This is a genomic window from Paenibacillus sp. FSL R10-2771, from assembly GCF_038000205.1.
In the GTDB taxonomy this organism is placed as follows: Bacteria; Bacillota; Bacilli; order Paenibacillales; family Paenibacillaceae; genus Paenibacillus_AQ; species Paenibacillus_AQ phytohabitans.
On sequence record NZ_JBBOBM010000001.1, the window covers coordinates 5,799,185 to 5,819,816 of the forward strand.

General features: G+C 49.5%; 21 protein-coding genes. 2 read left to right on the top strand and 19 right to left on the bottom strand.

Translation table 11 applies throughout. From position 1 onward, the window contains the following. Window positions 1-468: 468 nt before the first annotated feature. The 13 genes from NSU14_RS24645 to NSU14_RS24705 all read right to left on the bottom strand — a co-directional run bounded on the left by NSU14_RS24645 (window position 469) and on the right by NSU14_RS24705 (window position 12,505). Entirely contained in the window at window positions 469-2,733 is a 2,265-nt protein-coding gene (locus NSU14_RS24645) for a hypothetical protein (RefSeq protein ID WP_340947536.1), read from the bottom strand. Between the two features lie 9 nt (window positions 2,734-2,742). After that, window positions 2,743-3,375 carry a hypothetical protein gene (locus tag NSU14_RS24650; protein WP_340947537.1) on the bottom strand — a complete coding sequence of 211 codons (633 nt, stop codon included), beginning with the start codon at window positions 3,373-3,375 and terminating at the stop codon, window positions 2,743-2,745. Window positions 3,376-3,432: 57 nt separating this feature from the next. Then, a complete protein-coding gene (locus NSU14_RS24655) occupies window positions 3,433-3,930 on the bottom strand; it encodes a hypothetical protein (RefSeq protein WP_042134344.1) in 498 nt (165 codons plus the stop codon). A 20-nt stretch (window positions 3,931-3,950) separates the two neighbouring features. After that, window positions 3,951-4,331: a hypothetical protein gene (locus tag NSU14_RS24660; protein ID WP_039296416.1), complete on the bottom strand. Its 381-nt coding sequence runs from the start codon at window positions 4,329-4,331 to the stop codon at window positions 3,951-3,953. 15 nt (window positions 4,332-4,346) lie between these two features. Then, window positions 4,347-4,490, bottom strand: a complete 144-nt coding sequence (locus NSU14_RS24665) for a hypothetical protein (RefSeq protein WP_156118554.1) — start codon at window positions 4,488-4,490, stop codon at window positions 4,347-4,349. A gap of 5 nt (window positions 4,491-4,495) precedes the next feature. Continuing rightward, window positions 4,496-4,705 (bottom strand): hypothetical protein, encoded by a 210-nt coding sequence (locus NSU14_RS24670; protein WP_042134342.1) that lies wholly within the window; start codon window positions 4,703-4,705, stop codon window positions 4,496-4,498. A gap of 61 nt (window positions 4,706-4,766) precedes the next feature. After that, window positions 4,767-5,636, bottom strand: coding sequence for a hypothetical protein (locus tag NSU14_RS24675; protein ID WP_340947538.1), 870 nt, complete (start codon window positions 5,634-5,636; stop codon window positions 4,767-4,769). An 11-nt stretch (window positions 5,637-5,647) separates the two neighbouring features. Beyond that, the gene (locus tag NSU14_RS24680) at window positions 5,648-6,697 is read right to left on the bottom strand and encodes a hypothetical protein (protein WP_340947539.1); all 1,050 of its coding nucleotides are present in this window, start codon (window positions 6,695-6,697) and stop codon (window positions 5,648-5,650) included. 11 nt (window positions 6,698-6,708) lie between these two features. Further along, window positions 6,709-8,283, bottom strand: coding sequence for an ATPase, T2SS/T4P/T4SS family (locus NSU14_RS24685; protein ID WP_340947540.1), 1,575 nt, complete (start codon window positions 8,281-8,283; stop codon window positions 6,709-6,711). Continuing rightward, window positions 8,280-9,350, bottom strand: a complete 1,071-nt coding sequence (locus NSU14_RS24690) for a hypothetical protein (RefSeq protein WP_340947541.1) — start codon at window positions 9,348-9,350, stop codon at window positions 8,280-8,282. Before NSU14_RS24690 ends, NSU14_RS24685 begins: the two co-directional genes overlap by 4 nt. Before the next feature lie 25 nt (window positions 9,351-9,375). Further along, window positions 9,376-10,155: a hypothetical protein gene (locus tag NSU14_RS24695; protein WP_340947542.1), complete on the bottom strand. Its 780-nt coding sequence runs from the start codon at window positions 10,153-10,155 to the stop codon at window positions 9,376-9,378. A 279-nt stretch (window positions 10,156-10,434) separates the two neighbouring features. Then, complete coding sequence (gene purU / locus NSU14_RS24700; protein ID WP_042134331.1) at window positions 10,435-11,331, bottom strand: formyltetrahydrofolate deformylase; 897 nt, start codon at window positions 11,329-11,331, stop codon at window positions 10,435-10,437. Between the two features lie 46 nt (window positions 11,332-11,377). Continuing rightward, window positions 11,378-12,505, bottom strand: coding sequence for a deoxyribonuclease IV (locus NSU14_RS24705; protein WP_042134329.1), 1,128 nt, complete (start codon window positions 12,503-12,505; stop codon window positions 11,378-11,380). 171 nt (window positions 12,506-12,676) lie between these two features. Here NSU14_RS24705 and NSU14_RS24710 point away from each other — a divergent pair, with 171 nt between their 5' ends. Together NSU14_RS24710 and NSU14_RS24715 are read left to right on the top strand one after the other, a co-directional pair. Further along, complete coding sequence (locus NSU14_RS24710) at window positions 12,677-13,141, top strand: DUF2621 family protein (RefSeq protein WP_340948989.1); 465 nt, start codon at window positions 12,677-12,679, stop codon at window positions 13,139-13,141. Between the two features lie 50 nt (window positions 13,142-13,191). Further along, a complete protein-coding gene (locus tag NSU14_RS24715; protein WP_340947543.1) occupies window positions 13,192-14,097 on the top strand; it encodes a TIGR01777 family oxidoreductase in 906 nt (301 codons plus the stop codon). Here the strand turns inward: NSU14_RS24715 and NSU14_RS24720 are convergent. From NSU14_RS24720 to NSU14_RS24745, 6 genes are all read right to left on the bottom strand, one after another. Then, the gene (locus NSU14_RS24720) at window positions 14,088-15,794 is read right to left on the bottom strand and encodes a DUF6382 domain-containing protein (protein WP_340947544.1); all 1,707 of its coding nucleotides are present in this window, start codon (window positions 15,792-15,794) and stop codon (window positions 14,088-14,090) included. The two genes, NSU14_RS24715 and NSU14_RS24720, sit on opposite strands and share 10 nt — an antisense overlap. A gap of 41 nt (window positions 15,795-15,835) precedes the next feature. Beyond that, window positions 15,836-16,348, bottom strand: a complete 513-nt coding sequence (locus NSU14_RS24725) for an A24 family peptidase (RefSeq protein WP_340947545.1) — start codon at window positions 16,346-16,348, stop codon at window positions 15,836-15,838. A gap of 27 nt (window positions 16,349-16,375) precedes the next feature. After that, window positions 16,376-17,350: a pilus assembly protein gene (locus NSU14_RS24730; RefSeq protein ID WP_340947546.1), complete on the bottom strand. Its 975-nt coding sequence runs from the start codon at window positions 17,348-17,350 to the stop codon at window positions 16,376-16,378. A gap of 15 nt (window positions 17,351-17,365) precedes the next feature. Then, window positions 17,366-19,519, bottom strand: coding sequence for a hypothetical protein (locus NSU14_RS24735; RefSeq protein WP_340947547.1), 2,154 nt, complete (start codon window positions 19,517-19,519; stop codon window positions 17,366-17,368). 257 nt (window positions 19,520-19,776) lie between these two features. Continuing rightward, window positions 19,777-20,442 (bottom strand): TadE family protein, encoded by a 666-nt coding sequence (locus NSU14_RS24740; RefSeq protein ID WP_076242376.1) that lies wholly within the window; start codon window positions 20,440-20,442, stop codon window positions 19,777-19,779. Beyond that, on the bottom strand, window positions 20,439-20,627 hold the full coding sequence (locus NSU14_RS24745; RefSeq protein ID WP_076242375.1) for a Flp1 family type IVb pilin: 189 nt from the start codon (window positions 20,625-20,627) through the stop codon (window positions 20,439-20,441). The genes NSU14_RS24740 and NSU14_RS24745 overlap by 4 nt, the downstream gene beginning before the upstream one ends. Between the last annotated feature and the right edge of the window lie 5 nt (window positions 20,628-20,632).

A 20,632-nucleotide genomic window follows, 5' to 3' on the forward strand; every position in this document is an offset into this window, starting at 1 on the left:
TAGACTCAATGTATTATATGTTTGAGTAGCCGGGAACTCATTTACTAACCATTCCCTATAATTAACTGTAGCGCTCTTTGTTGGCGAACTAAAACTTGTGGAAATGCTCACAAATCTAGTTCTCCAGTAGTCAGAATACCAATCCTTATTTGACGATTTCATTATAATTGGTGAATCCAGAACGACGTCATATTCAAAGTTAAGAGTTGTTAGGTCAAATCGGACATTTTTTAGAGTAAGACTTGGCATATCAAGAGTTACATCTCCGATTTCCCCCATATATGGTTCCCAATACCTAGTATCGCTAAATGCCTCTACATGTATGTCGATATAGTTAATTACATTGGGATCACCCGCAGCAGCTACCCGCACCTTTCCCGGAAAAGCTTCAGGACAGGTTAGAAGCAATAACACAGCAGCCATGAATATTGAGAGTACCTTGTTAAATTTCTGCATATTCTTTCCTTTCTACCATGACCAATCCACATCTGGTGCCTGATTTTTAACCTTAAAGATTCGTTCAATAGCATTCTGTGTGATGTCTGAGTTGTTCGATTGGCGATCATCCTGGGTAACAAATTCATCAATCGTGGGCTGACCAAATTCTTCAAATACGGTGAGCCTTACCTGGTACTGCCCAACATCCCGCACTTTAAAATTGAGATGATCTAAATTCTCGTTACTAAAGATGACCCAGCTCTCATCTGCAAAATTCCCGTTGTTATTCGAATCGTAGCGATATTCCCATAGCCTCCGGGCCACAATATCCTTATCCGGAGAATAGGACATGTCATCGATAGAGATCGTCGCCTGATTGCCATCTGCAGGGTTACGATACGCAGAGCCAGGAAGTGTGAAGTAAGCAAAGGGCTTCTCATCCGGTACAATATCAAACGACACTTCGCTATTCGCAGACAGCCCCAGGGTATTCTCGACATAGATTGTTGCTTTATATCTGCCGGGCTTTTTAAACAGTACATCTTTACTTGGCACGTCATTCAGCGACCCGCTGTATTTAATGTCTGCGTTGGTACAGCCAGAAACGGCAGTGATGGTGATTTTAGTTTTAGAATCTACCAACGGGTAATGTGTAGGGCTGCTGCTATAACTGCGGATAATGACCTTCCGGTTCTGTTTTAAGGTTCCTTCAGCGTAAATAGATGCATTCGGGACCGGCTCAATGACCGTAATTTCAGTACTGGTGCTCCCGGCCATTGAATCATCATCCAAAACCGTGAGTGCCAGCGACTGCTCACCTAAGTGCTCTTTATCGTACCAAAGGGTCCCCCGCGGCCGATCTGTCAATTCTCCTATAGCATTCGGCGTGTCCCAATAATAGCTTTTGATAAAGCCATCCGGATCGTAGGAGCCTGCGCCGCTGGCTTCAAATTCTTGTCCTGCCTTAATCGTCTTTGGTGCTGAGATAAGGGCAATCGGCGGCTTCAGCTCTCGCGGAGGATTCGGAGGAGAAGTTGGTCCTGGAAAATCCCCGCCTGGAGGAGTTGGAGTTGTATACACTCCGGCTTTCACGGTGTAGGACTCCTTCAATGAAGTGATGGTTCCCGTTTTGGTTACAACGGGTTTCTTGAACCTCACGACTATACTTAATTCGTATTCCTGTGTGATACTAGGTGCCTTCACTTTTGACTTTTGAATCGTAAAATCTATTTTCTTTGAGGACGTAAGGGTTTTAGAATAATCCTTTAGCGTTTTCAGTGTGCTCTCATTGCCTTTTTCTTTGGCATAAAACACCCATTCCTCGATGTTAGACGAATCTTTATATGCCAACAGCTCCCCTTTTAGGTTAATTTGTACCGGCACGTCTTTATCCTCAAATTTTGCCGGATTGGGTGAGGGCTTTTCAAGAATTGCTGCACCGGTTAGGGTTGCTTCATCGGGGAGGCCGTAGTCGAAGGTGACTAGGCCGCCGTAGCTGTAGGTGGTGACGTTGGCATTAGCTTCGTAATAATAAGTAACCAGTGCAAAATATCTCCGACCTTCTGCTTTTCCTGAAAGTCCGTCATCCGGTTCTGATTTCCATGGAGTACTATTGGGGATAAAATAGTTTATAATTACTCTTCCATTCTTAAATGTTGGTAACCCCTTAGTATATGAAGAATGTTCGAGTAATATTGGTTTTATAGACGATGCAACAATATCTTTTGAATCAATATCTTCTGTTTTTGAACCGTTATACCATTTGAGATACAGCTGATCTTGTAAAGGACCAGCTGTTACTACTATAGATGGAGGATTTTGTGATGGATAACCATCGGTAGCTGTTACATCTTTTGTCTTCATTCGATCATTACGTTCATCATATTCATTAATTTGCCAACGTCTTCCATCTGAATACAGCCATATTGAATTGTAGATTTCAGTCTTGTACATTGCTTCAAAAGAAGCCCTATACCCTTTAACTTTTTCAAGAACTTTTTTATTTTCCGTACCTTTTAAAGTAACTTTTATTTTTCCATTCTCTATAGTAATACTTCCAATGGTCTGATTATTACCAGTATATTTAAGTGTATTTTGTAAGATTGCAGAGCTGGTAACTCCGCTAGGCAAATCCAAGTAAAAACTTTTTGCACTGTTATCTGATCCTACTAAACCTGTAGTGATGGGAACAGCGACAGAACTTGCTTTAGTGCCATTCGCAGCTTGAGCATAATCATTCGGAAAGCTTGCTGCCAGTAAAATAATAATCAAAATCAAACAACTAAATTTTCTCATACTTCCTCCTTACAGTTCTTCCACTACGAATTTTTCGCTGAATTGACCATCGAAGTACAAACGAATAGCAAAATGATCGAAAGCAGTGTTGCCATACATATAAGCTTGATATGTTGATAATTGTTCCCCTGGCTTAAGAATAAAACTATTAAGAGCCATTTTATCATTTGGCTTTTTAATGCGTGACCAATTTCTTACAGGATCAACTGATACCAATCCTTTAAAGCTCAATACCCAGTATTCTCCGTTCTTATCATTACTCACTATTTTTTTGCTATTATTTTTTATTGTTATCTTTGTCCAAACAAAATAGGTAGGCTTTGAAATAAGCGATGATTCTTCACCATATTTATATGTTTTTCTCAAATTGATTGCGTCTTTAGAGTTAATATCATAAATCATAATCTTCTCCAGCGTATAACTAAGTCCCCCAGCCTCAACTGTTACCGGAAGCTCTACATCCTTCACCAACCCATATTTCGAAAGATTATCCCTCATAATCGGAGCCGCCGTCGGTTTTGCAGCTGTTGCACTGGCAGGCCCAACTTGACCTACAATTACACCGGCTAACAATGTTGTTGCCAGTAAAACTTTTACAGCTGTTCTCCCCATCATTGTTTTGCTGAGCATCGTCTTTTTCATAATCGTACTCTCCCTTAATTGTAGTAGTTGGATCAGAACCCGCCGAAGCTCAAATGGCTAATGATTCAGCTTATATTCTTGAACCGCCGGCACAGTAATTGCTTCTTGTACTTTGTTTCTGGAGATCAGGGCCGGATGCTCTGTTTCAATAACTGCGATGACCGAAGGGCCCTGTATGTATTTGGTGATGCCGTAAGCAGGGTCTTCATAGAGCATGGGAAACGTATTACCCGTCGCTTCATCCACAATGTCGAACTTGACGATCTTCACTTGAGCCTGGAGCCGGCTCCCCGCTAAGGGGGATAAGCCGTCGTCCAGTCCCAGATTACTTTGCAGCGTTTGGCGGAAGGTCTCATACGCCGCAGATGGGTCAATAATCAACCTACCTTGTGCCCGCGCTGCTTCGTTCAACTCCTGTGATGCATCGTGAACCGCCATATTGTTGGCATCCTTGAGCATACTGCGCATGATGTCCCACTCCTGATTCTGTATTTGAAAAAACCAGGAGTAGATAAAGATCAGCAGGACAAATGCCAGCTTAATAATATAATCCATTGGTCAGCTTCATCCCTTAGTTAATCGAGATATTCACTCATGATCGATCCGTGCCCATAATAACGTGTCGGCTGGGAGACGCCGGAGAAATTGTAGGGAAACAGGTTTACCCTTGGCGCTGTTACATACACATCTATCCGCTGCTTGCGCTCAAGAATCATTTCCGTACTGCTAGTAATTTCAATAGAGCTCTCCGGAAAACCGACAGCCTTCAGGTTCGAGATGACCTCGCCTCTCATAGAGGCTGTAACCATTCCTTCGGTTGCGGCCTTTTGCGTGATATAGGATGTGTTGGCTTTGACCTGCAAATCCAGCAGATAATCAATATACGTAAAAATCGGCTGCAGGATAATGAACAGCACCAGCCACATAAACAATGCCCGGAGGACGGTTGCCTTCAAGCGCAGCGCCTCCTTTTAATACTGTTCAACTGCTTTGACATGGGTAATGATATCATCCTGGCTGCCGCCGATAATGCTTGTTGCCCCGGCGATAAAAATGCCCGCAATCACAAAGCCAATAGCCAGAAACAGTGCGACGGAAATCGAGTCCTTCTTCATCTCCGTTAAACCAAAGGAGGAACGATGGTATACGTTACGGCTGCTTCCCCCGAGCCTGACGGCTCAACCAGGCTAACCGCCGGAATGACCGGTCTGTTATCATCTGCATCGTCAATTACGTCCCGTACGACAGGAATCAGTATTGCGATTACGATAGCCACACACAGAAATCCGATAGCGATAAATAAACCAGTAGAAATAGCGTCCTTTTTCATTGTTAATATCTCCCTTTTTATTTTATATTTTTAAGTGCTGTTTGAATATACAAAAATTCACTCATTGAAACATCCCCACACCGCTAAAATTGCCCTTAATCAGCATAATGTACTGCATAGCCAGACATACAATCATCAGGAAGGTAGCGATAGACGGAATCACATTAATGATGGTCGATACATCGCCGATGAAGGACCATTTCTTCAGATATTGGTCGCTCGATATTTTGGTGATAATCTTGCCCTGCTCCCTTAAATAATTCGCTGCTTCATGATCATCATCCATGCCCTCTGTCGCCAGCAGAATCGAACGGATATCATTAATGAAAGCGTGGTTCTCTGGAAATTTGCCGCAAAACCATTCAATCGCACGTTCGGTTCCCTCATCTACCGCCCTTTCCGAGAGCTCATATAGATCCTGACGGATATAATTGAAGTGACTGGCTGTCCCTGCACAAAAAGCTCCAAATTCCACATACCCGCGCTTGCGCAGCCGGTTATTCTCATAGAGACGGATGAAGGAAATCAGCTCCCCGTCTTTTTGAATAAGCGTCTTCTGATGCAGCCAGACCAGCAGCCAGCCAAGGGGCAGAACCCGCTGCGGACTGGTAATCAGCAGAATAAGCGCAGCAATAAGCGGATCATAAATAGATAAAGGCTCTGAACGTACGAAGTCACCTGCCGTCTGAACCAGCAGATAAATCAGAGCCGCCGAGTACCGGAACATTGTGATTTTGGCTGCTGATATAGACAGACCGCTCTGATTAAGCAAGTGCTGCAGCCGTTCATTCTGCACCCGTTCCCCGAAGGCCTTCCATTTCACGCCGAGACGGAGCACATAACGTTCCTGACGGCTGCTGCTGCTGACAAAAACCAATAGAGCGAGATACACAATACCTGTTACGGCTATCAAAAGTAGTAATCTATCCATTATTCATCACCTTAGTGGTAGTCCAGCTTGGGCCTGGCGAGGATGGTACTGATCATGAACGAGATGAACATTCCCGCAATGATGACCATCATAAATGTAAGACCAACGGTAGTCTCAAACTGCAGTTTGAAATAGACGTCGGGCTTCAGCATGTACATAAATGTTCCAACCGAAGAAACCAGCACAACCAGATTTCCGTACAGTCCCAGGCTAATCGCATCCCTGCTGCTTGCTTTGACCGTCAGAATCGTCTCCCGTTGCTGCTCCATGGAGCGGTTAAGCATCATGAGCGAGCTTTTGAGATAACGTGTGCCTTCCTTCTCGCAATAGAGCAGATCCGATACGAATTCTACGGCAAAGGTTGTTCCGATCGCTCCGGCAAAACGCCCCGCTTCCTCATTCAGCTCCCGTTCATTGCTGTAATTGGCAAACGCCGCTCCAAGCAGCTTCAAGGGAGTCTTCAGCACATTATCCCCGGCCAGCAAATCACTGGTCCTCGACAGAATGGAATCCGCAGATAAATGAGTGAATTTGGTGGCGATTTTGATCACATCGAGCAGATCGTAGCTCCCCCGCACTTTCCTCTGAGCATAGGTATACCTCATCCGTAAATATGGAATGCTTGCCGAGAGAACTGCCAGAAACAGCGGGAGCCGCCAAGCGTCCTGCACAGTTGTACCGTCATTTAACACAATCCCCTCCAGGAAAGGATTATTAAAGCTCATATGTCCCGGCAGCTCCCGCAGAGTCAGCAGACCCGATAGAAAAACCCCCGTGAACAGCATGCCTGAACGGGTGACAAAACGCATAACACTGATTCCCGGCTCATACCTCTTATGGGCAAAATACAGCAAATCATCCAGATGGCGGTATAGCCACATTCTTTTATTAATCATGCTTACCTTTTTGCCGAACAGACTCATCCTCAGGTTCATCCGGAAATCCATCTTTTGTCCCCACTGCGATAAATGCCGCTCAATAAGCGGCTTCACCAATAGCCACAATCCGCCCGCGGCCAGTAAATGAAAGACAAACTGGATGATATAGTACAGCAGCGCCACAGGCTCCCCCCTCATTCGTTCAAAACAATCCTGGATTTCAAGCTTTCCTTCAGCGGGTCCACCATCGGTTTCTGGGCAGCGAGATGTCCAAGCTCCTGCAGCATAATCCGCGTGGCCCGTGCATTCTTCTTCTTCATCTTCAGCATTAGTCCCGGCGTCAGCTTGTCATTGTAGCTCCAGGCCGACTGCTCCGGCTCCCAGCGCATCAGATCATTAGCGAATACCGAGTTGCTGGCTTCCTCATAAAAAACCTCGGATATCCGCGCGAGCCGTTTCTTCCCATCGGGCACACTTTCCAGAATAAATACCAGCTCACAGGATTTCATCGCTGAGATTAAATGCCCCTTCAGGCTGCCGCCAATCCGTGTAGATACGGCAAATGCACCCTGGTAAGGAATATCCTCCGAATCCACCGTATGAAAGGTTCCGGTAATGCCGTCATAGCCCTTCTCGCCGCTCCACAGATAGAATTCCCATTCGTTATAACGCATCTCCGTCATATAGAGAATGTTCGGGTCATGCCGCAGCGATTCCACACCGACCTCCATCAGCTCCTCATTGGATGCCTGGATTGGAATGATCCGGTGGCCCTTGATCTGATACGGCAGAATTGACTCCGGATGCTTCTCAATCATCACCACACCCATGCAGGAGGAGGAACCGAGCAACTGCTCTCCGACAATTGTATTGGCAAAAGTGGTTTTGCCCGAGCCTACGGCACCCGCGATAATCGTATTACGAAACGTCCCCGTAAGCGCACGGATCAGTTCAATCGCTTCCGCAGGGATGCATTCTGTGCCGGCCTGATCATCCAGATCCAGGAATTCGACGACCTGGCGGCGCAGCGATATGGTGGTGAAGCCTTCCCAGACCCGTGGCGACACCCAGATGGCTAACCGGATGAACCGGCCCGGCCAGAGGGGATCGTCCATTTTGAATTCCACCGAAGGGTTATCCTTGTTCAGCTTTTTGTTGGGATCGCTTTTCAAAAGGGATCGCTTGAGCTGCTCTACACGATCCAGCGAAGGCATCTCATACGGATAAGCTACAAACCTGCCCTGGTGGTTATAGAAAATTTGCCGTCCGATCATCTGCAGACCGGTTGATTCACTATAAGCCCGGTCCGTAAACCAGCGGTACGCAGGTCCGAACCCTTTCCATTCATGAAACAGCGCTTCAGCGGCTGTACGGTAAGCCTCCGGCACCTTGCCCGTAAACGGGGTACGGCGCAAATATTTCTCGATCTCGTTCATGAAAAAGCTGACTGCCTGCGGATCACCAATCAACGCCTTGGCATTTAGCTCGAAATAGCTGTCATCCTCACGCTCCAGTCCGGCGTTCATTTCACTTTTCATTTTTTGCAGAAAGCCGTAGAAGTCTTCCTTGCCGGGTTTGCTGGTACGGAGTACGCTCTGCTTCAGTGAGAAAAGCCGTATGTCCTCTGTCTCCTTTGCTAATCCAGGCAGTGCCTGTCCGCTCCCGTCCTCCTCTTCCTGCCGCCTTCCATGCTCAGGGTCAAGCGGAGTCCATCTTGATGGAATTTGCCCCTGCTTCAGCGGCCAAGCTTCATCCGGATATTCAATCATTGAAATATTCCCTTCTTTCGGACTTCCAAGGCCAGACCCAGCGAGACCAGAAGCGCGTGAACCTTATCGTCTACATGCTGAAGTTCTTTTTTGCCGAGCGGCAGGCTCTCCAGAAAAGGCTGGTAATACGGAAGCTCCAGCAGGATCTCACTGCCAAAGCGCAGCGCCAGATTCTTGGAGGAGGTCAGCTCTTCTACATTGCTGCGGTTAATGATCCACTGGAAATCCTGCGGATGCAGATCCATATGCCCGGCCAGCTCCATCAGAGGCTGCAGCCTGTATTCATGACGGGGATGCGTTACAATCATCCGCAGGACGGATTTCTGCATACCCACATACCAGGCGGCACTTTCCGGAATGGACCCGAAATCAGCCACCACTACATCGGCATTGTCACTTGCTCTGGCCAGCAAATACTCGATCTCCTCCTCCTGATAGTCCTGAGCGCTTAAATAATCGAAGTTGCCCGGCAGATACGAATATCCTTCCTGTTTCACAAACCCGGCAAAGTCCTCATCGTGAAGCATTTTGCCGGTAATCCGCGGCCGCAGCCTGTCCAGACTGACTGCTGTCTTACGGTCATAACCCGGATCGTACAGATCAAGACCCAGCACGATCACCCGCAGCCCCGAAGCCGCAATCCGTCTGGCGAATAGCTTAGCTGCACTTGTACAGCCAATGCCCGGACCGGACCCGAAGAATCCGATCAGATTTCCCCGCTCTGCCTGCTCATCCTCAAGCATGTAGCGCAGCTTATCGATGATCGCTGATGGAGTGGAACGCGGAGGCATGAAGAAAATCCCCAGGCTCTCACATTGCATATGAATGGCCTGATACCCCCTCACTCCTTTTTGCAGATATACATACAAAATGTTGGAATCCGCATAACTCCGGCGCAGCCCGCTGAGTCCGGATACCGGTACCTGCTCGCTTGTCACCATCAGCAGATGTCCTCCGGCCTGCGCCGGCTCAGGCAGCACGCTTTGGGCGATGACCGTAAATCCGGCAAGCTTTATTTCATTAATGGTCAGCTGATCCATACCCAGACTGAATATTTTCAAGCTCATCTTTCCTCCTGTCTGCTCCACTCTCCTACTCCACTCTTACGATCCACAGCTTCTTGCCCTGTTCCAAAAATGCCCCCAGCAGCTCCCCGTCGCTCTTCTTCAGCTTCAGCTCCGGCGTAGCTACTTTCCCGGTCGAGGTGAAGCGGTTATTGTTGTTGCCATTCTCCGAATCCAGCACATCATTGTTGTCTTCAGTGCGCACATAATTCACGGTTACTCCGCTGAGAAATACTTTGCGGCCGGGAAGCGCCGGCTGAATTTCCTCTTCCACCGCAGATGCCGGTCCTGAAACCTTCACGCCTGCGGAAGCATCTGCTGCCCCGGCTGCCGGGCTATAGCCTGTCCGGTCCTTAACCGGCGAATCCCCTTCTACCAGATAAATATCCACCTTATCTCTGCTGCGGAGAGAACCGTTAATGGCATAGATCGCCTCTTTGGGTATAGGAAATATCCCCTCATCCTGCTGCGGCTCCAGATTGCTCACATCAATCAGTGATTCGGTCAGAATACTGCCATCCGTCAGATTCACATTCGTAATCTTCCGTTCCACCTGATTTAGGCTTCGGATAACACCAGCCGGAATGTCTTTGGTCTGCACGGAATCCAGATAGAGATCTCCGGGCTTCAGCTCATAATTTTTCGGTAAAAAGCCTCCGCCATCCACCTTGATTTTGACGACAGTCTGAGAGAGTACATAGGGTTTGAAATAGAGATCATAGCCAAGCAGTCCGCCGAAGCCGGTGGTCAGGATGAGAAAGGCAAAGATGTAATTGCGTTTTAATAAATGTCCGCGTTGCGATGACAAGCCCTTTACCCCCTTTGAATGTGAAATCTGCACATAACAAAATACACTTTGGCTTAAGATCCAAAATGCCGGTAAAATGCTTTTTTACCTGTAGTGGTGAGAAGTGTATTAGATTATTACTGTGAGGTTGTTGTATTGCTTGAGGCTGCGGGAGAAGCTCCCGGCTGAAGATGTTTCCGGTAAAAATCAGGCCGGAAGGATGTTATGAACATCCGCGTTCCGTGTGATTCCTGACTTTTACCGGGGTGGTTGTAAAGGTTAACTGGAATGCTTCGCTGCTTAATTAAAAACTACTGTTTTATTATGATGCACGAGGATTCTGTCCTCAATATGCCATTTCACCGCACGGGCCAGAACTACCCGTTCAATGGTGCGTCCGATGCGCTTAAGCTCGTTCACATCATCGCTGTGGCTGACCCGCTGCACATCCTGCTCGATAATCGGACCGCCGTCCAGCTCTTCAGTCACATAGTGGGCAGTAGCGCCGATAATCTTAACCCCGCGCTGATACGCCTGGGCGTACGGCTTGCCGCCGACAAATGCCGGCAGGAACGAATGGTGGATATTGATAATCCGGTGCCGGTAATGCTCGATGAACGAAGGGGAGATAATCTGCATATACCGGGCCAGAATGATCACATCGATATCATCACCGATCACCTCTAGCTGACGTTTCTCTGCGGCTTCCTTCGTATCCGCCGTAACCGGAATATGATGGAAAGGAATGCCGAAGGATTCAACATAAGCCTGCATGTCCGTATGGTTGCTGACCACAAGTGCAATATCCGCATCCAGATCACCAGCCTGCCACTGCCAGAGCAGCTCCACCAGACAGTGATCCTCTTTGGATACAAAGATCGCCAGCCGCTTCTTGTGGCTTACATTGAAGATCTGCCAGTTCATCTTGAAGCGCTCGGCAACGCCGCCAAAGATCGTACGCACCTCTTCCAGCCGTTCATCCAGCTTAGGCAGGTCAAACTCCACTCTCATAAAAAACATTCCGCCGTCCGGGTCCATCGTATATTGATCCGACTGCACAATGTTCGCACCATGCTGGTACAGGAAATGCGACACCGCCGCTACGATTCCCGGACCGTCTGGACAGGAAATGAGCATACGCGCCCGGTCCGGATATTGTCCGCCTGATGAATGATCTCTTTTCACATGTAACTCCATATTTCTCCGTCCATCCTCTCATCTGCTTGCGCAATCTGTTGTTGGATTAAGCATTCACGAGCAGCTGCTTGCCTGCCAGCCAGGCGATCAGCCGCTGGTTGACAGCTTCCTCACTAAGCTGAGGGAATAATCCGGCGGCAATTACATTGTCATAGAGACGTTCCAGCGGTTCACGGGGATCGGCTTTTTTGGCTTTGGCATCATTCTTCAGCAATTCCCATACATCAAGCACATAGCGGCGGGAGTCCAGCTCCTGTTTGGCAAAAAAAGCATGCAGCTCTTCCAGCTCCTGCAGGAACTCCGCTCCGAAACGTTCAGCCACATTGCCGCGCAGCAGAGCAATTTCCACTTCATACATTGGACGAAGCTTCTTGGCATCCTTGCCAATCCACGGGGTCTCCAGAATGAACGGCAGACCTGCCAGTGCTTCATGATGTACGACATTGTTGATCGTCTCAAAACCAATATAGCCCGAGCCAATCGGAGTATGGCGGTCTTTGCCCGCTCCCCGCGGATTCTTGCTGTCATTAATGTGGATAACGCCGAGCCGCCCCAGGCCGATGGTATCGTCGAATTTCTTCAGCACGCCATCCAGATCGCCCACGATATCGTATCCGGCATCATGAATGTGACAGGTGTCGAGACAAATGGACAACCGCTCATTATGTACGACCTTATCGATAATGGAAGCAATCTCCTCGAAGCTGCGTCCGACCTCTGTTCCCTTGCCGGCCATTGTTTCCAGAGCAATATGCACTTCCGTCTCATTCGTACCGCCCAGCACTTCATTTAGTCCGTCTGCAATACGCTGAATGCCGTATTCGGCATCCTTGTCAGTGAATGCACCCGGATGCAGGACGATATGCTTAACACCGAGCGCATGGGTACGGCGGATCTCCTCCTGCAGGAAATCAACTGCCAGCTGGTAGGTGCTTTCCTTGTAGGAGCCCAGGTTAATAATGTATGGGGCGTGAACCACAATCTCTTCGACGCCATTCTGCGCCATAGCCAGCTTCCCTTCCTCAGGGAACATCGATTCAATTGGCTTACGGCGCGTATTCTGCGGCGCTCCCGTATATATCATAAACGAGGTAGATCCGTACTCATTTGCTTCATTGGCCGCGCTCAGGAGACCCTTGTCCGCGCAGGACACATGTGAACCTATTTTCAGCATGCCTATTTCCCTCTTTCCTTCACGAATTAACCCTTATTCTACCGTGATCGGGAAAATAAATCTAGGCAAGCCCCAGAAGGCTGCTTCCGCTTCGCAAAACTTTGGAAATACGCTATACTTTAGATGAGTAAAAGGAAAGTGACAATCATCATTGTCAAAGGCGGTGTATACATGCATTTTCATTCACCCTCAAGCTTGTTATCTGCAGCTCCGAGCAACTGGTTTATGAATTCCATCGCATTTTGGACCTTTTTACTGCTGGGCTGTATGTGCATCGGCGGCTATTTTATGTTCCGCAAATTTCTTAAGGTACTGCCCAAGGCTGACGGCAAGTCCAAGCTGGACTGGCAGAATTACTGGGTAGAACGCAGCCGTCCACTATGGAGCGACGAGATGAAGGCTTTTCTGGACCAGCTGGTTCAGCCGGTACCCGGCCCCTTCCGCGACATCGCCAAACATTCCATTGCTGCCGAGATCGGCAGAATTGCTGTGGAGAGCAACGCTCCGGAGGTAACCCGCGAGCACTGCATCAAAGGCTATATTATAGCCACACCACGGCGCGATAACCGCTTTCTGGTTACCTTCCTGGAAAAGAACGGCATCGACTACACATCTTATAAACATTTAGTCAAATAACTGCTAATCAGGTCACGCCATGGTCAGGCGTCCAGAACAGGAGCACCCCTATGAAATATATCATTTGCGGAGGCAGCGGCTTCATCGGCAGCGAACTAACCGAATATTGGCTGCAAAGCGGGCATCAGCTCATCAGTGTCGGCCGCAAGCTTCCGGCGAACCCACGATCTCATCCGGGTCTGAGCTATCTTACCTGGGACAGTCTGAAATCAAATCCAGAAGCTGCCGAAGGCGCAGATGCACTGGTTAATCTTGCCGGAGCTTCCCTTAGCCAGCGCTGGACTCAAAGCGGCAAGCAGGCGATTATGAAATCGCGGCTGGAAACCGTTACCGCAGCAGGGAAGCTGCTGCAGTCGCTGCAGCATAAGCCCCAGGTAGTCGTCCAGTCCTCTGCTGTCGCCATTTACGGGACTTCACGGCAGGATACCTATAATGAATCTTCTCCAACCCGCGTTGTAGACTTCCCTTCAGAAGTCGTCAAGACCTGGGAAGAGGCTGCCGATGAAGCATATTCGGGCTGCCGGCTGATCAAACTGCGCACAGGCGTTGTGCTGGGCAATGAGAGCGGTGCTTTTCCTAAAATGAGGTTGCCGTACTCCCTTGGCTTCGGCGGCAGAATCGGCAGCGGCAAGCAGTGGCTGTCCTGGATTCACCTGACGGATATCGTCCGGCTAATCGAATTCTGCATTCTTCATCCTGAGATCGAGGGTCCTGTCAATGCCACTGCACCGCAGCCGGTTACGAACGAACAATTCGGAAGCATGATCGGCAAAGTCTATCATCGTCCGCATTGGTTCCCCGTCCCGGCATTTCTGCTGAAGGCTGCTGTAGGAGAACTGTCGGAAATTCTGCTTGAGGGACAGCGTGTACTTCCTTCCAAAGCAGTGAATAACGGCTTCACGTTCACCTATCCAACCCTGCAGCCGGCGCTTGAACAGCTGAAATCTCAAGTGTGAAACGTATAACAGCCCTTAACAATCGTGAACACCGCTCCTTCGGTCAACGGATACTCTTTATAAGGAACCATAACCTCACCAGCGAGAAGCGTACCGTTCCTGGAGTCCAGATCCTTCAGGATATATCCGCCGGAGCTTCTGGAAATTTCGGCATGCACCCGCGATGCCCCTTCAGATGTCTCTACATACTGGGCGACCTCTGAAGAGCGGCCAATAATGAAGCTGGGGCGGTTCAGTTCAATTCTCTCAGGAGTTCCGCCGTCATCCGCCTCGCTTCTTTCCAGATAAGGAACTGCCCGCCCGCTTGATGCGAGCCCACCCCCTTTAACCGGTTCCGGTTCCCGGATAAGCAGCGCCGTGGCAGCTACAGCAGCAGGCGCTTCTTTCACATGAATCCGTTCCTCGGCAATCTCCGGGGCTGTACCCTGTCCGCCTGCCATTGTCCCCCTAAGATAAGAGATTTCAGCAGATGATGCTTGTTCTGAACGCATGTAAGCGGGAGCTGAAGTCCGGAACGGCGCTACCGGATTTCTGCCAAAATCCCATTCCAGCTCATTCCTCAGCTTCCGGCCTGTACCCTTCCTGTCCTCTATCCCCTCCTCCAAAAATTCTTCCTCTTCCTCAGATCCGCCCCGGGTAATCCTACCGCTCCACACCATCCAGCATACAACTGCCAGCCCCAGAGTTACTGCTGCACAGACCGCGAGCCAAAGCGTCAAGGGATTATTTAAATAGAGAAACTTCCATAACAACGCATCGCACAGCACTGCACCAAGTACAATATACGTCCGATACGATGATGTTCCGTCCACAGCAGCTTGTAGGGTTTGTTCAGGCATATCAGGCCTCAGCTGTTCTCCGGTTGCTCCCCCATCCTTCCGCTTCAGCCGCGGTGCGCCGCTCATCCATGGGGCCTGATCTGACGCCTGTCCAGAAGCAGGAGGCACACTCTCCTTACCTCCTTGCTCCCACGCGAAGGCTGCTCTCCCCGGGAAAGCCGTCTTTGGCTCTTCCAGATTAAGGAGCGGAGGCTGTTCCATTCTGTCTGCTGACCGAATCGGCGCTCCTGCCAGCTTCCCCTGAACCAGCCCCATGGCTTCAGGAGGAGCCCTGTATTGGTCTGCCCCTGTCAGCAATTCTGCTAATAGTTCCTTAAGCCCTGCAGGGCTGAAAGCCTCCTCCCCGCAGTATTGCAGCAGCCGCTGCATTCCGTCACCGGACAGCTCATGGATGGCCGCCATAAAAACCATGATCAGTGATCTGAGTGACTCCCCCGGACTTACAGCTGATTCTGTATGCTGCAGTGGAAGGTAGGTAAGGAACACTTTTCCACTGTTTAACGGACCCTCAATGAAGATGTAGTCTTCATGCAACGCGTACTGCTCTGCACGCAGCATATACAGGCGCCCCTCCTCCATTCCTGCAGCGATCTGCAGCAGCAGCCCGAAGAATTCAAGCATACTCAGCCTCTCACTTTTGAGCAGAGCCCCCAGCATTTTTCGTCTTGATACGGTATATTCCAGTGTCACCTGCAGGTCTATCTCTCTAAGAAGCAGCCGCAGATGATGCGGAATGCCGGTGTTCATCAGCATGCGGGCCTGAACCATGTTAAGCTCTCCTGCCGCCAATCCCTCAGGCTTGCCGAGTAGCATCGTTATCCCATCCTGCTGCACGAAATCACGTTCCAGTCCAAACAAGCAGCTTCACCTCCTGAGCTGTTATAACTCCAAACCTCAAGTCAGAAATAATAATACGCACAGATAAATCCCGGAAAAACAGCCAGCATAAACGGAAACCGGAGCAGACCACTCGCCTGTCCTTTTTTGAACATATCCGTATTACGGAGCAGCAGGAATCCCGAACTTCTGCTTAATATACCGCGTACCCTCCGGCCTGCTCCCCGCCTGAAGAGAATCATGCTCCAGCCGACAACGGCTCCCAACAGCACAGAATACACAATTACCTGCAGGGAGAACAATACACCAGTCCAGGCACCAATTCCGGCAAAAAGCTTAACATCTCCAGCCCCCACTGCCCCGATGAAATACATGATCAGCAGCAGCAGAAAACCCGAACCTGCACCACACAAAGATAAGAGCAGTCCATGCCGGCCGCTCATAATCACCTGCAGGGATATTCCCGCAACAAGTGCAGGCAATGTAATCCAGTTAGGGATCTTCATCCAGCGTATATCGGTGAATAATGCTGCTGTCAGGAACGGCAGGCAGCCCCAAAAAGCCCATTCTGTCATCCGCACTCCCCTTCCCGTAAACTTCAGTTATTTCACAACTGCAAAAGTCGCCTCCAAGGAGGTGCCGTCAGCCAAACAAATGACGAAGGGCCAGGTCCCCGGTGTTGTATTTACGCCTATCTTCCATTCCCATTCGATATATCCGTTCTCATCCGCCTGCTTCCAGCCCAGATATTTGGCCGTGCTCTGACCGCTTTTGTAAAAAATGGCCAGGTTCGCCGAAGCACCCGGAGGCACCTTAACCTTTATCAGGCCCTGATGGTTCGCCACGCCCGGATTAGGCTTCTCCAGGACGACAATGGTGCCTGTTTCTTCATCAGGTCCCGCCGCACCGCCATCTCCGGATACATCTGTGTTGCCGATCCATAAGCGTTCGACTGCACTGGCCTCAAGTACAATCTTCTGATTCAGGAACGGAACTTTCATCGGCAAGTCATAGCTGACTACCAGTCCGAAGTAAGGATGTGTTCCTTTATTCAGATCAGGAACGGTTACATTAGACACATGAATCCGGCTGTATTTAAGCCAGTCCGAAGACAGATACGGCTTCAGCATAGGCTTAAGTGCTATATCCAATACGGCCTCGGAAGCCCCGGCCTGCACCTTCTGGAGCGGCCCTTCTCCCTGCTGGATAGCAGCGCTGACCCAAGATTCCATAGGCTCAGGAAGCTCCTTCACATAATGCTCGCTCCATTCAGCAATCGACAACCGCGGAATACTCCATACACCCGGGGAGGCAGAGCCAGCGGACGAATCTGTGTTCTCTGCTTCACTTGCATCATCCCATTGCTGTGCGGCCAAAGCCGCAGGATACATATGCGCCGAGACTATTTTAACCGTATCGGATACCGTGCTCTGCAGCGCCGTGGAATATAGTGTCATTTGCACAATAAAGATCAGGAACAGGACAAATAACAGAAACATGGGTAGAACCAGCGCCGCTTCTACAACCATGCTGCCTTCATCACGCGGGTCCGGTGATTTCCGCAGACAGAGCTTCATTCGGCCAATCCTCCTTCAATAAGAAAAGTCGGCCCCTACTTTCCTGAAATAATTCTTACCCCGGACGTCCCCCGAGAGTCCTGCACTATAATCCACCAGCTTCACTACTCCAGGGAGAAACCACAGCGGCATGCCCATTGTGAGCTCTGCTGAGGCATACGTGAACTTCCCCGCCGGATCAGTGCCGGTATTCAGGCGGATAAGTGCAAGCATCCGGGCCAATTGTTCCTCCCCTCCTCCATGAAGCAGAAGAAACAACCGCAAATGATCACGATAGGTAAGCTTCGCGGTCATATATTTGGATAAGGGAATCTCCCCGTTCCTGCAGAGCAGAAGCATGTCCTGAACAGCCTGTTCAACTCCATACAAAAGTGCAGCAGCCAGGACCGCCAGCGGATTGCCCAGACTGGCTTTCTCTATCATTCCCTCCATAGTCCTTACGGCCAGGCGCAAGGCAAAGATCTCCCCATATGCCGCCGCTACATTCCCGGCAGGATTATAGAAGCCGTACAGAATATACTCCAGCTCCTGAGCCTGAGGATCAAGTTGTTCCCCGAGCTTTTCTCCGAGTCCTTCCGCAGACCCGGAAGCCAGCGGAGTCAGCGCCGATAGATCAAAATGACGGAAATACATTGCTGAATACTCTGTTTGATACAATCTGTCCCTGGCGCCTTCCAGAACACTGCTCATCGCTGAGTACAAGCCGTCCATATTTTTCATTGATGATTTTCCGGCAGTATACTGATCACCGCTATTCACAGTAACTGTTGCTTCCTGCTCTATACCCTCATTGAAAGAGACATTCTCCTCGTAGTATTGACGCAGACTACGGTACCGTTCCACGGCTTCTTCTGCGCTTTCACCCAGACCGCGGATCTCATTAAGCAGTTTCATAGCCTCCCCGAGCTTGGTTTTAGCCTGTTGTTCCGTTTGCCTGCGCCCACTGTCCGAAGTCCGGCGGCCGTCAATCTGCGCGGCCTCAGCTGTAATAATGGATCCATGCTCGCCATAATTCTGTATATAACTATGAATTGTCCCTGAAGCATTCAGAACACCTGTAACCATGCCTGAATACTCTCCAGATGATCCTGATAATGCACTCAATACGGCTGGTAATCCGGATACTGCCGGCTCCAGGTTCATTGCAGCCTGTTCCTGTTCCCCTAAGTTATTGTCCATAGTACTGAACTCGGATGAAGGGAGAATAAGGCTTGCTGCTTGTTCCCTCAGCTTCCTGAGCGGCTCTGAATTCATTTCTTCCACGCTCCCCGGGATGTCCCAGTTCCGCGCAGGATCATTTCCGGCAGTATCTGCGGCAGCCATTGACTGATCGAGCATGCTTTTCATCTGCCGGTTTAAATCCTCAGCCTTCGTAAGTGCTGATCTGGCCTCCTGTAACCGGGAGTTATGATCTGCCTGAACCTCAGCCAGAACACCAGGTATCCGGCTGATCAAATCAGATACTTGATTTCTATACAGCGATAGAACTCCTGAGTACTTTGGCGGTTTTTTGGTATCCCGGAACAAATCCTCGTAATACTTGGCGAAATAATCGTTATACATCGCCGGGATATCCGCTGCAGAGGCAATGGAGCCCAGCCCAGCAGGATATATATGATTAGCAGGAGGATTCATCAGAAGCTTCTGCAGTTTCACTGTACTGTCAGCAGCCTCTCTTCTCTTCTGCAGCATAAGTTCCAATGCTTCCTCACGCTGAGTATATAGAGGCTGCAGGTCTCCCAGTATCTGTGTTGTCTGTGAAGCCTCCGTCATTGCCGCAGACAGGGGTTTCAGCTTTCCTGCCAGCTCCAGTGCGAAATCAACAGGTGCTTTATACTTCATTTCTTCAATAATCTGCCGCCGGAAGATATCATAGCTGCCAAGCGGCCGGCTCCAGTTCAGCGAAGAGGAATCCAGCTTTACAGGCAGCAGATTAAAGGCATCTGCCCGCCCGCTCTCATACAGATTATCGTTCAGCACCTTGGACAGCAGCTGATTGCCATCGTTACCGCCGAAGGCGAACAGGGCATACCGGTCCCGTAAAGTAATATCATAAGAGGACATCACGGAGCGGACCCCTGCTCTCGCCAAACGTTCCTCCTGCACATTCACAGCCGCAATCCGCGCGTAATCTATGAGCACAGTGGTGAAAAGAAATACGAAAGCCAATATCATAATCAGAAAAATGGAGACAGATCCTTCAGTTGTATGCAGATATCTGAAAGTACACCTAACTAACCTTCCGGTTCTATTACTATCGCTACTTCTGTTGCTACTTCTGTTCCTAGTTCCGCTCCGCCTTGCGTAATTCCGGCAGCGGCCCGGGCTAGGAAGCTTGCTGAACTTGCATTCCTTGGAATGCAGCATCCGTTATCACCTCCTTCCAGCCCCATCACCTGAACCAGTCCCGCCGAGATATTGGCAGCTTAGTGCAGCTTGTCCAGCATGAGGGCAGCGTTCTTCTTCTCCATGCCCGTGTCCTCCTTGCTGCCGGATGAATGATTCTTGAACTTGGACCCGTAGTAACGCATGAGGTCTACGGTTCGAATAAACTCAACAGGCTCAGTAACATAGGAGCTGGCAGACACCTCGGGAACCGCCTCATCCGCCAATAATTCATCCAAGACCGGTAAACTCAGCACCTTCTTTAATTCAGCACTGATCTTGCGGCCTGTGAATCCGTAAGTGTAGCTAAGCTCTCCCGTCAGATTCAACGGGACAATCTTCGAAGCTTGCCGCAGCTTCACTACGGGCAATTCGCCCCCACCCTCCGCCTCACCAGGCAGTACAATTGCCGTACTACCATTCTGTGCCCCCTTTCCGAACAAGGACCCCAATAATCCATCTTCGCTGATTCTCCAGTACAGCGGATCATAATTCCCAGCTGCGAATTCCCCATCCACCGCCCTGTTGCTATTCTCCCAATTGTAGGCCGCACGCTCGGTTGCAGCTGAGCCCACCTGCAGCAGCATCGACTTCTGATAGCTGTAGAGGGAGAAAAACAGCAGCAGCATTGTGATGCACATAATGATCGGCAGCAGAAGCGAAGCCTCGATTGTGAAGCTTCCCTCCTCCTCCTGTAGAGGAATCACTCAAATACTTCCTGACTCTTATCTCCGGCAGTACTAATCAAATCCTTAACTACCTTTACAATCTCTTCACGGAACACCATCACTACCGCAATCAACACAGCAATAATCAGTATCATCTCGAGCGTGCCCAGTCCATCTTCATCTCTCCAAAAATTCCTCACACCTTCTGCAATCAGCGTCATCATATGCT

Coding starts and splice junctions, on each gene's coding strand:
- NSU14_RS24705 (WP_042134329.1), bottom strand. CDS start 12,505: ATGCTGAAAATAGGTTCACATGTGTCCTGCGCGGACAAGGGTCTCCTG.
- NSU14_RS24675 (WP_340947538.1), bottom strand. CDS start 5,636: ATGGATAGATTACTACTTTTGATAGCCGTAACAGGTATTGTGTATCTC.
- NSU14_RS24710 (WP_340948989.1), top strand. CDS start 12,677: ATGCATTTTCATTCACCCTCAAGCTTGTTATCTGCAGCTCCGAGCAAC.
- NSU14_RS24730 (WP_340947546.1), bottom strand. CDS start 17,350: ATGAAGCTCTGTCTGCGGAAATCACCGGACCCGCGTGATGAAGGCAGC.
- NSU14_RS24685 (WP_340947540.1), bottom strand. CDS start 8,283: ATGATTGAATATCCGGATGAAGCTTGGCCGCTGAAGCAGGGGCAAATT.
- NSU14_RS24745 (WP_076242375.1), bottom strand. CDS start 20,627: ATGATGACGCTGATTGCAGAAGGTGTGAGGAATTTTTGGAGAGATGAA.
- NSU14_RS24650 (WP_340947537.1), bottom strand. CDS start 3,375: ATGAAAAAGACGATGCTCAGCAAAACAATGATGGGGAGAACAGCTGTA.
- purU (WP_042134331.1), bottom strand. CDS start 11,331: ATGGAGTTACATGTGAAAAGAGATCATTCATCAGGCGGACAATATCCG.
- NSU14_RS24665 (WP_156118554.1), bottom strand. CDS start 4,490: ATGAAGAAGGACTCGATTTCCGTCGCACTGTTTCTGGCTATTGGCTTT.
- NSU14_RS24715 (WP_340947543.1), top strand. CDS start 13,192: ATGAAATATATCATTTGCGGAGGCAGCGGCTTCATCGGCAGCGAACTA.
- NSU14_RS24670 (WP_042134342.1), bottom strand. CDS start 4,705: ATGAAAAAGGACGCTATTTCTACTGGTTTATTTATCGCTATCGGATTT.
- NSU14_RS24645 (WP_340947536.1), bottom strand. CDS start 2,733: ATGAGAAAATTTAGTTGTTTGATTTTGATTATTATTTTACTGGCAGCA.
- NSU14_RS24725 (WP_340947545.1), bottom strand. CDS start 16,348: ATGACAGAATGGGCTTTTTGGGGCTGCCTGCCGTTCCTGACAGCAGCA.
- NSU14_RS24655 (WP_042134344.1), bottom strand. CDS start 3,930: ATGGATTATATTATTAAGCTGGCATTTGTCCTGCTGATCTTTATCTAC.
- NSU14_RS24690 (WP_340947541.1), bottom strand. CDS start 9,350: ATGAGCTTGAAAATATTCAGTCTGGGTATGGATCAGCTGACCATTAAT.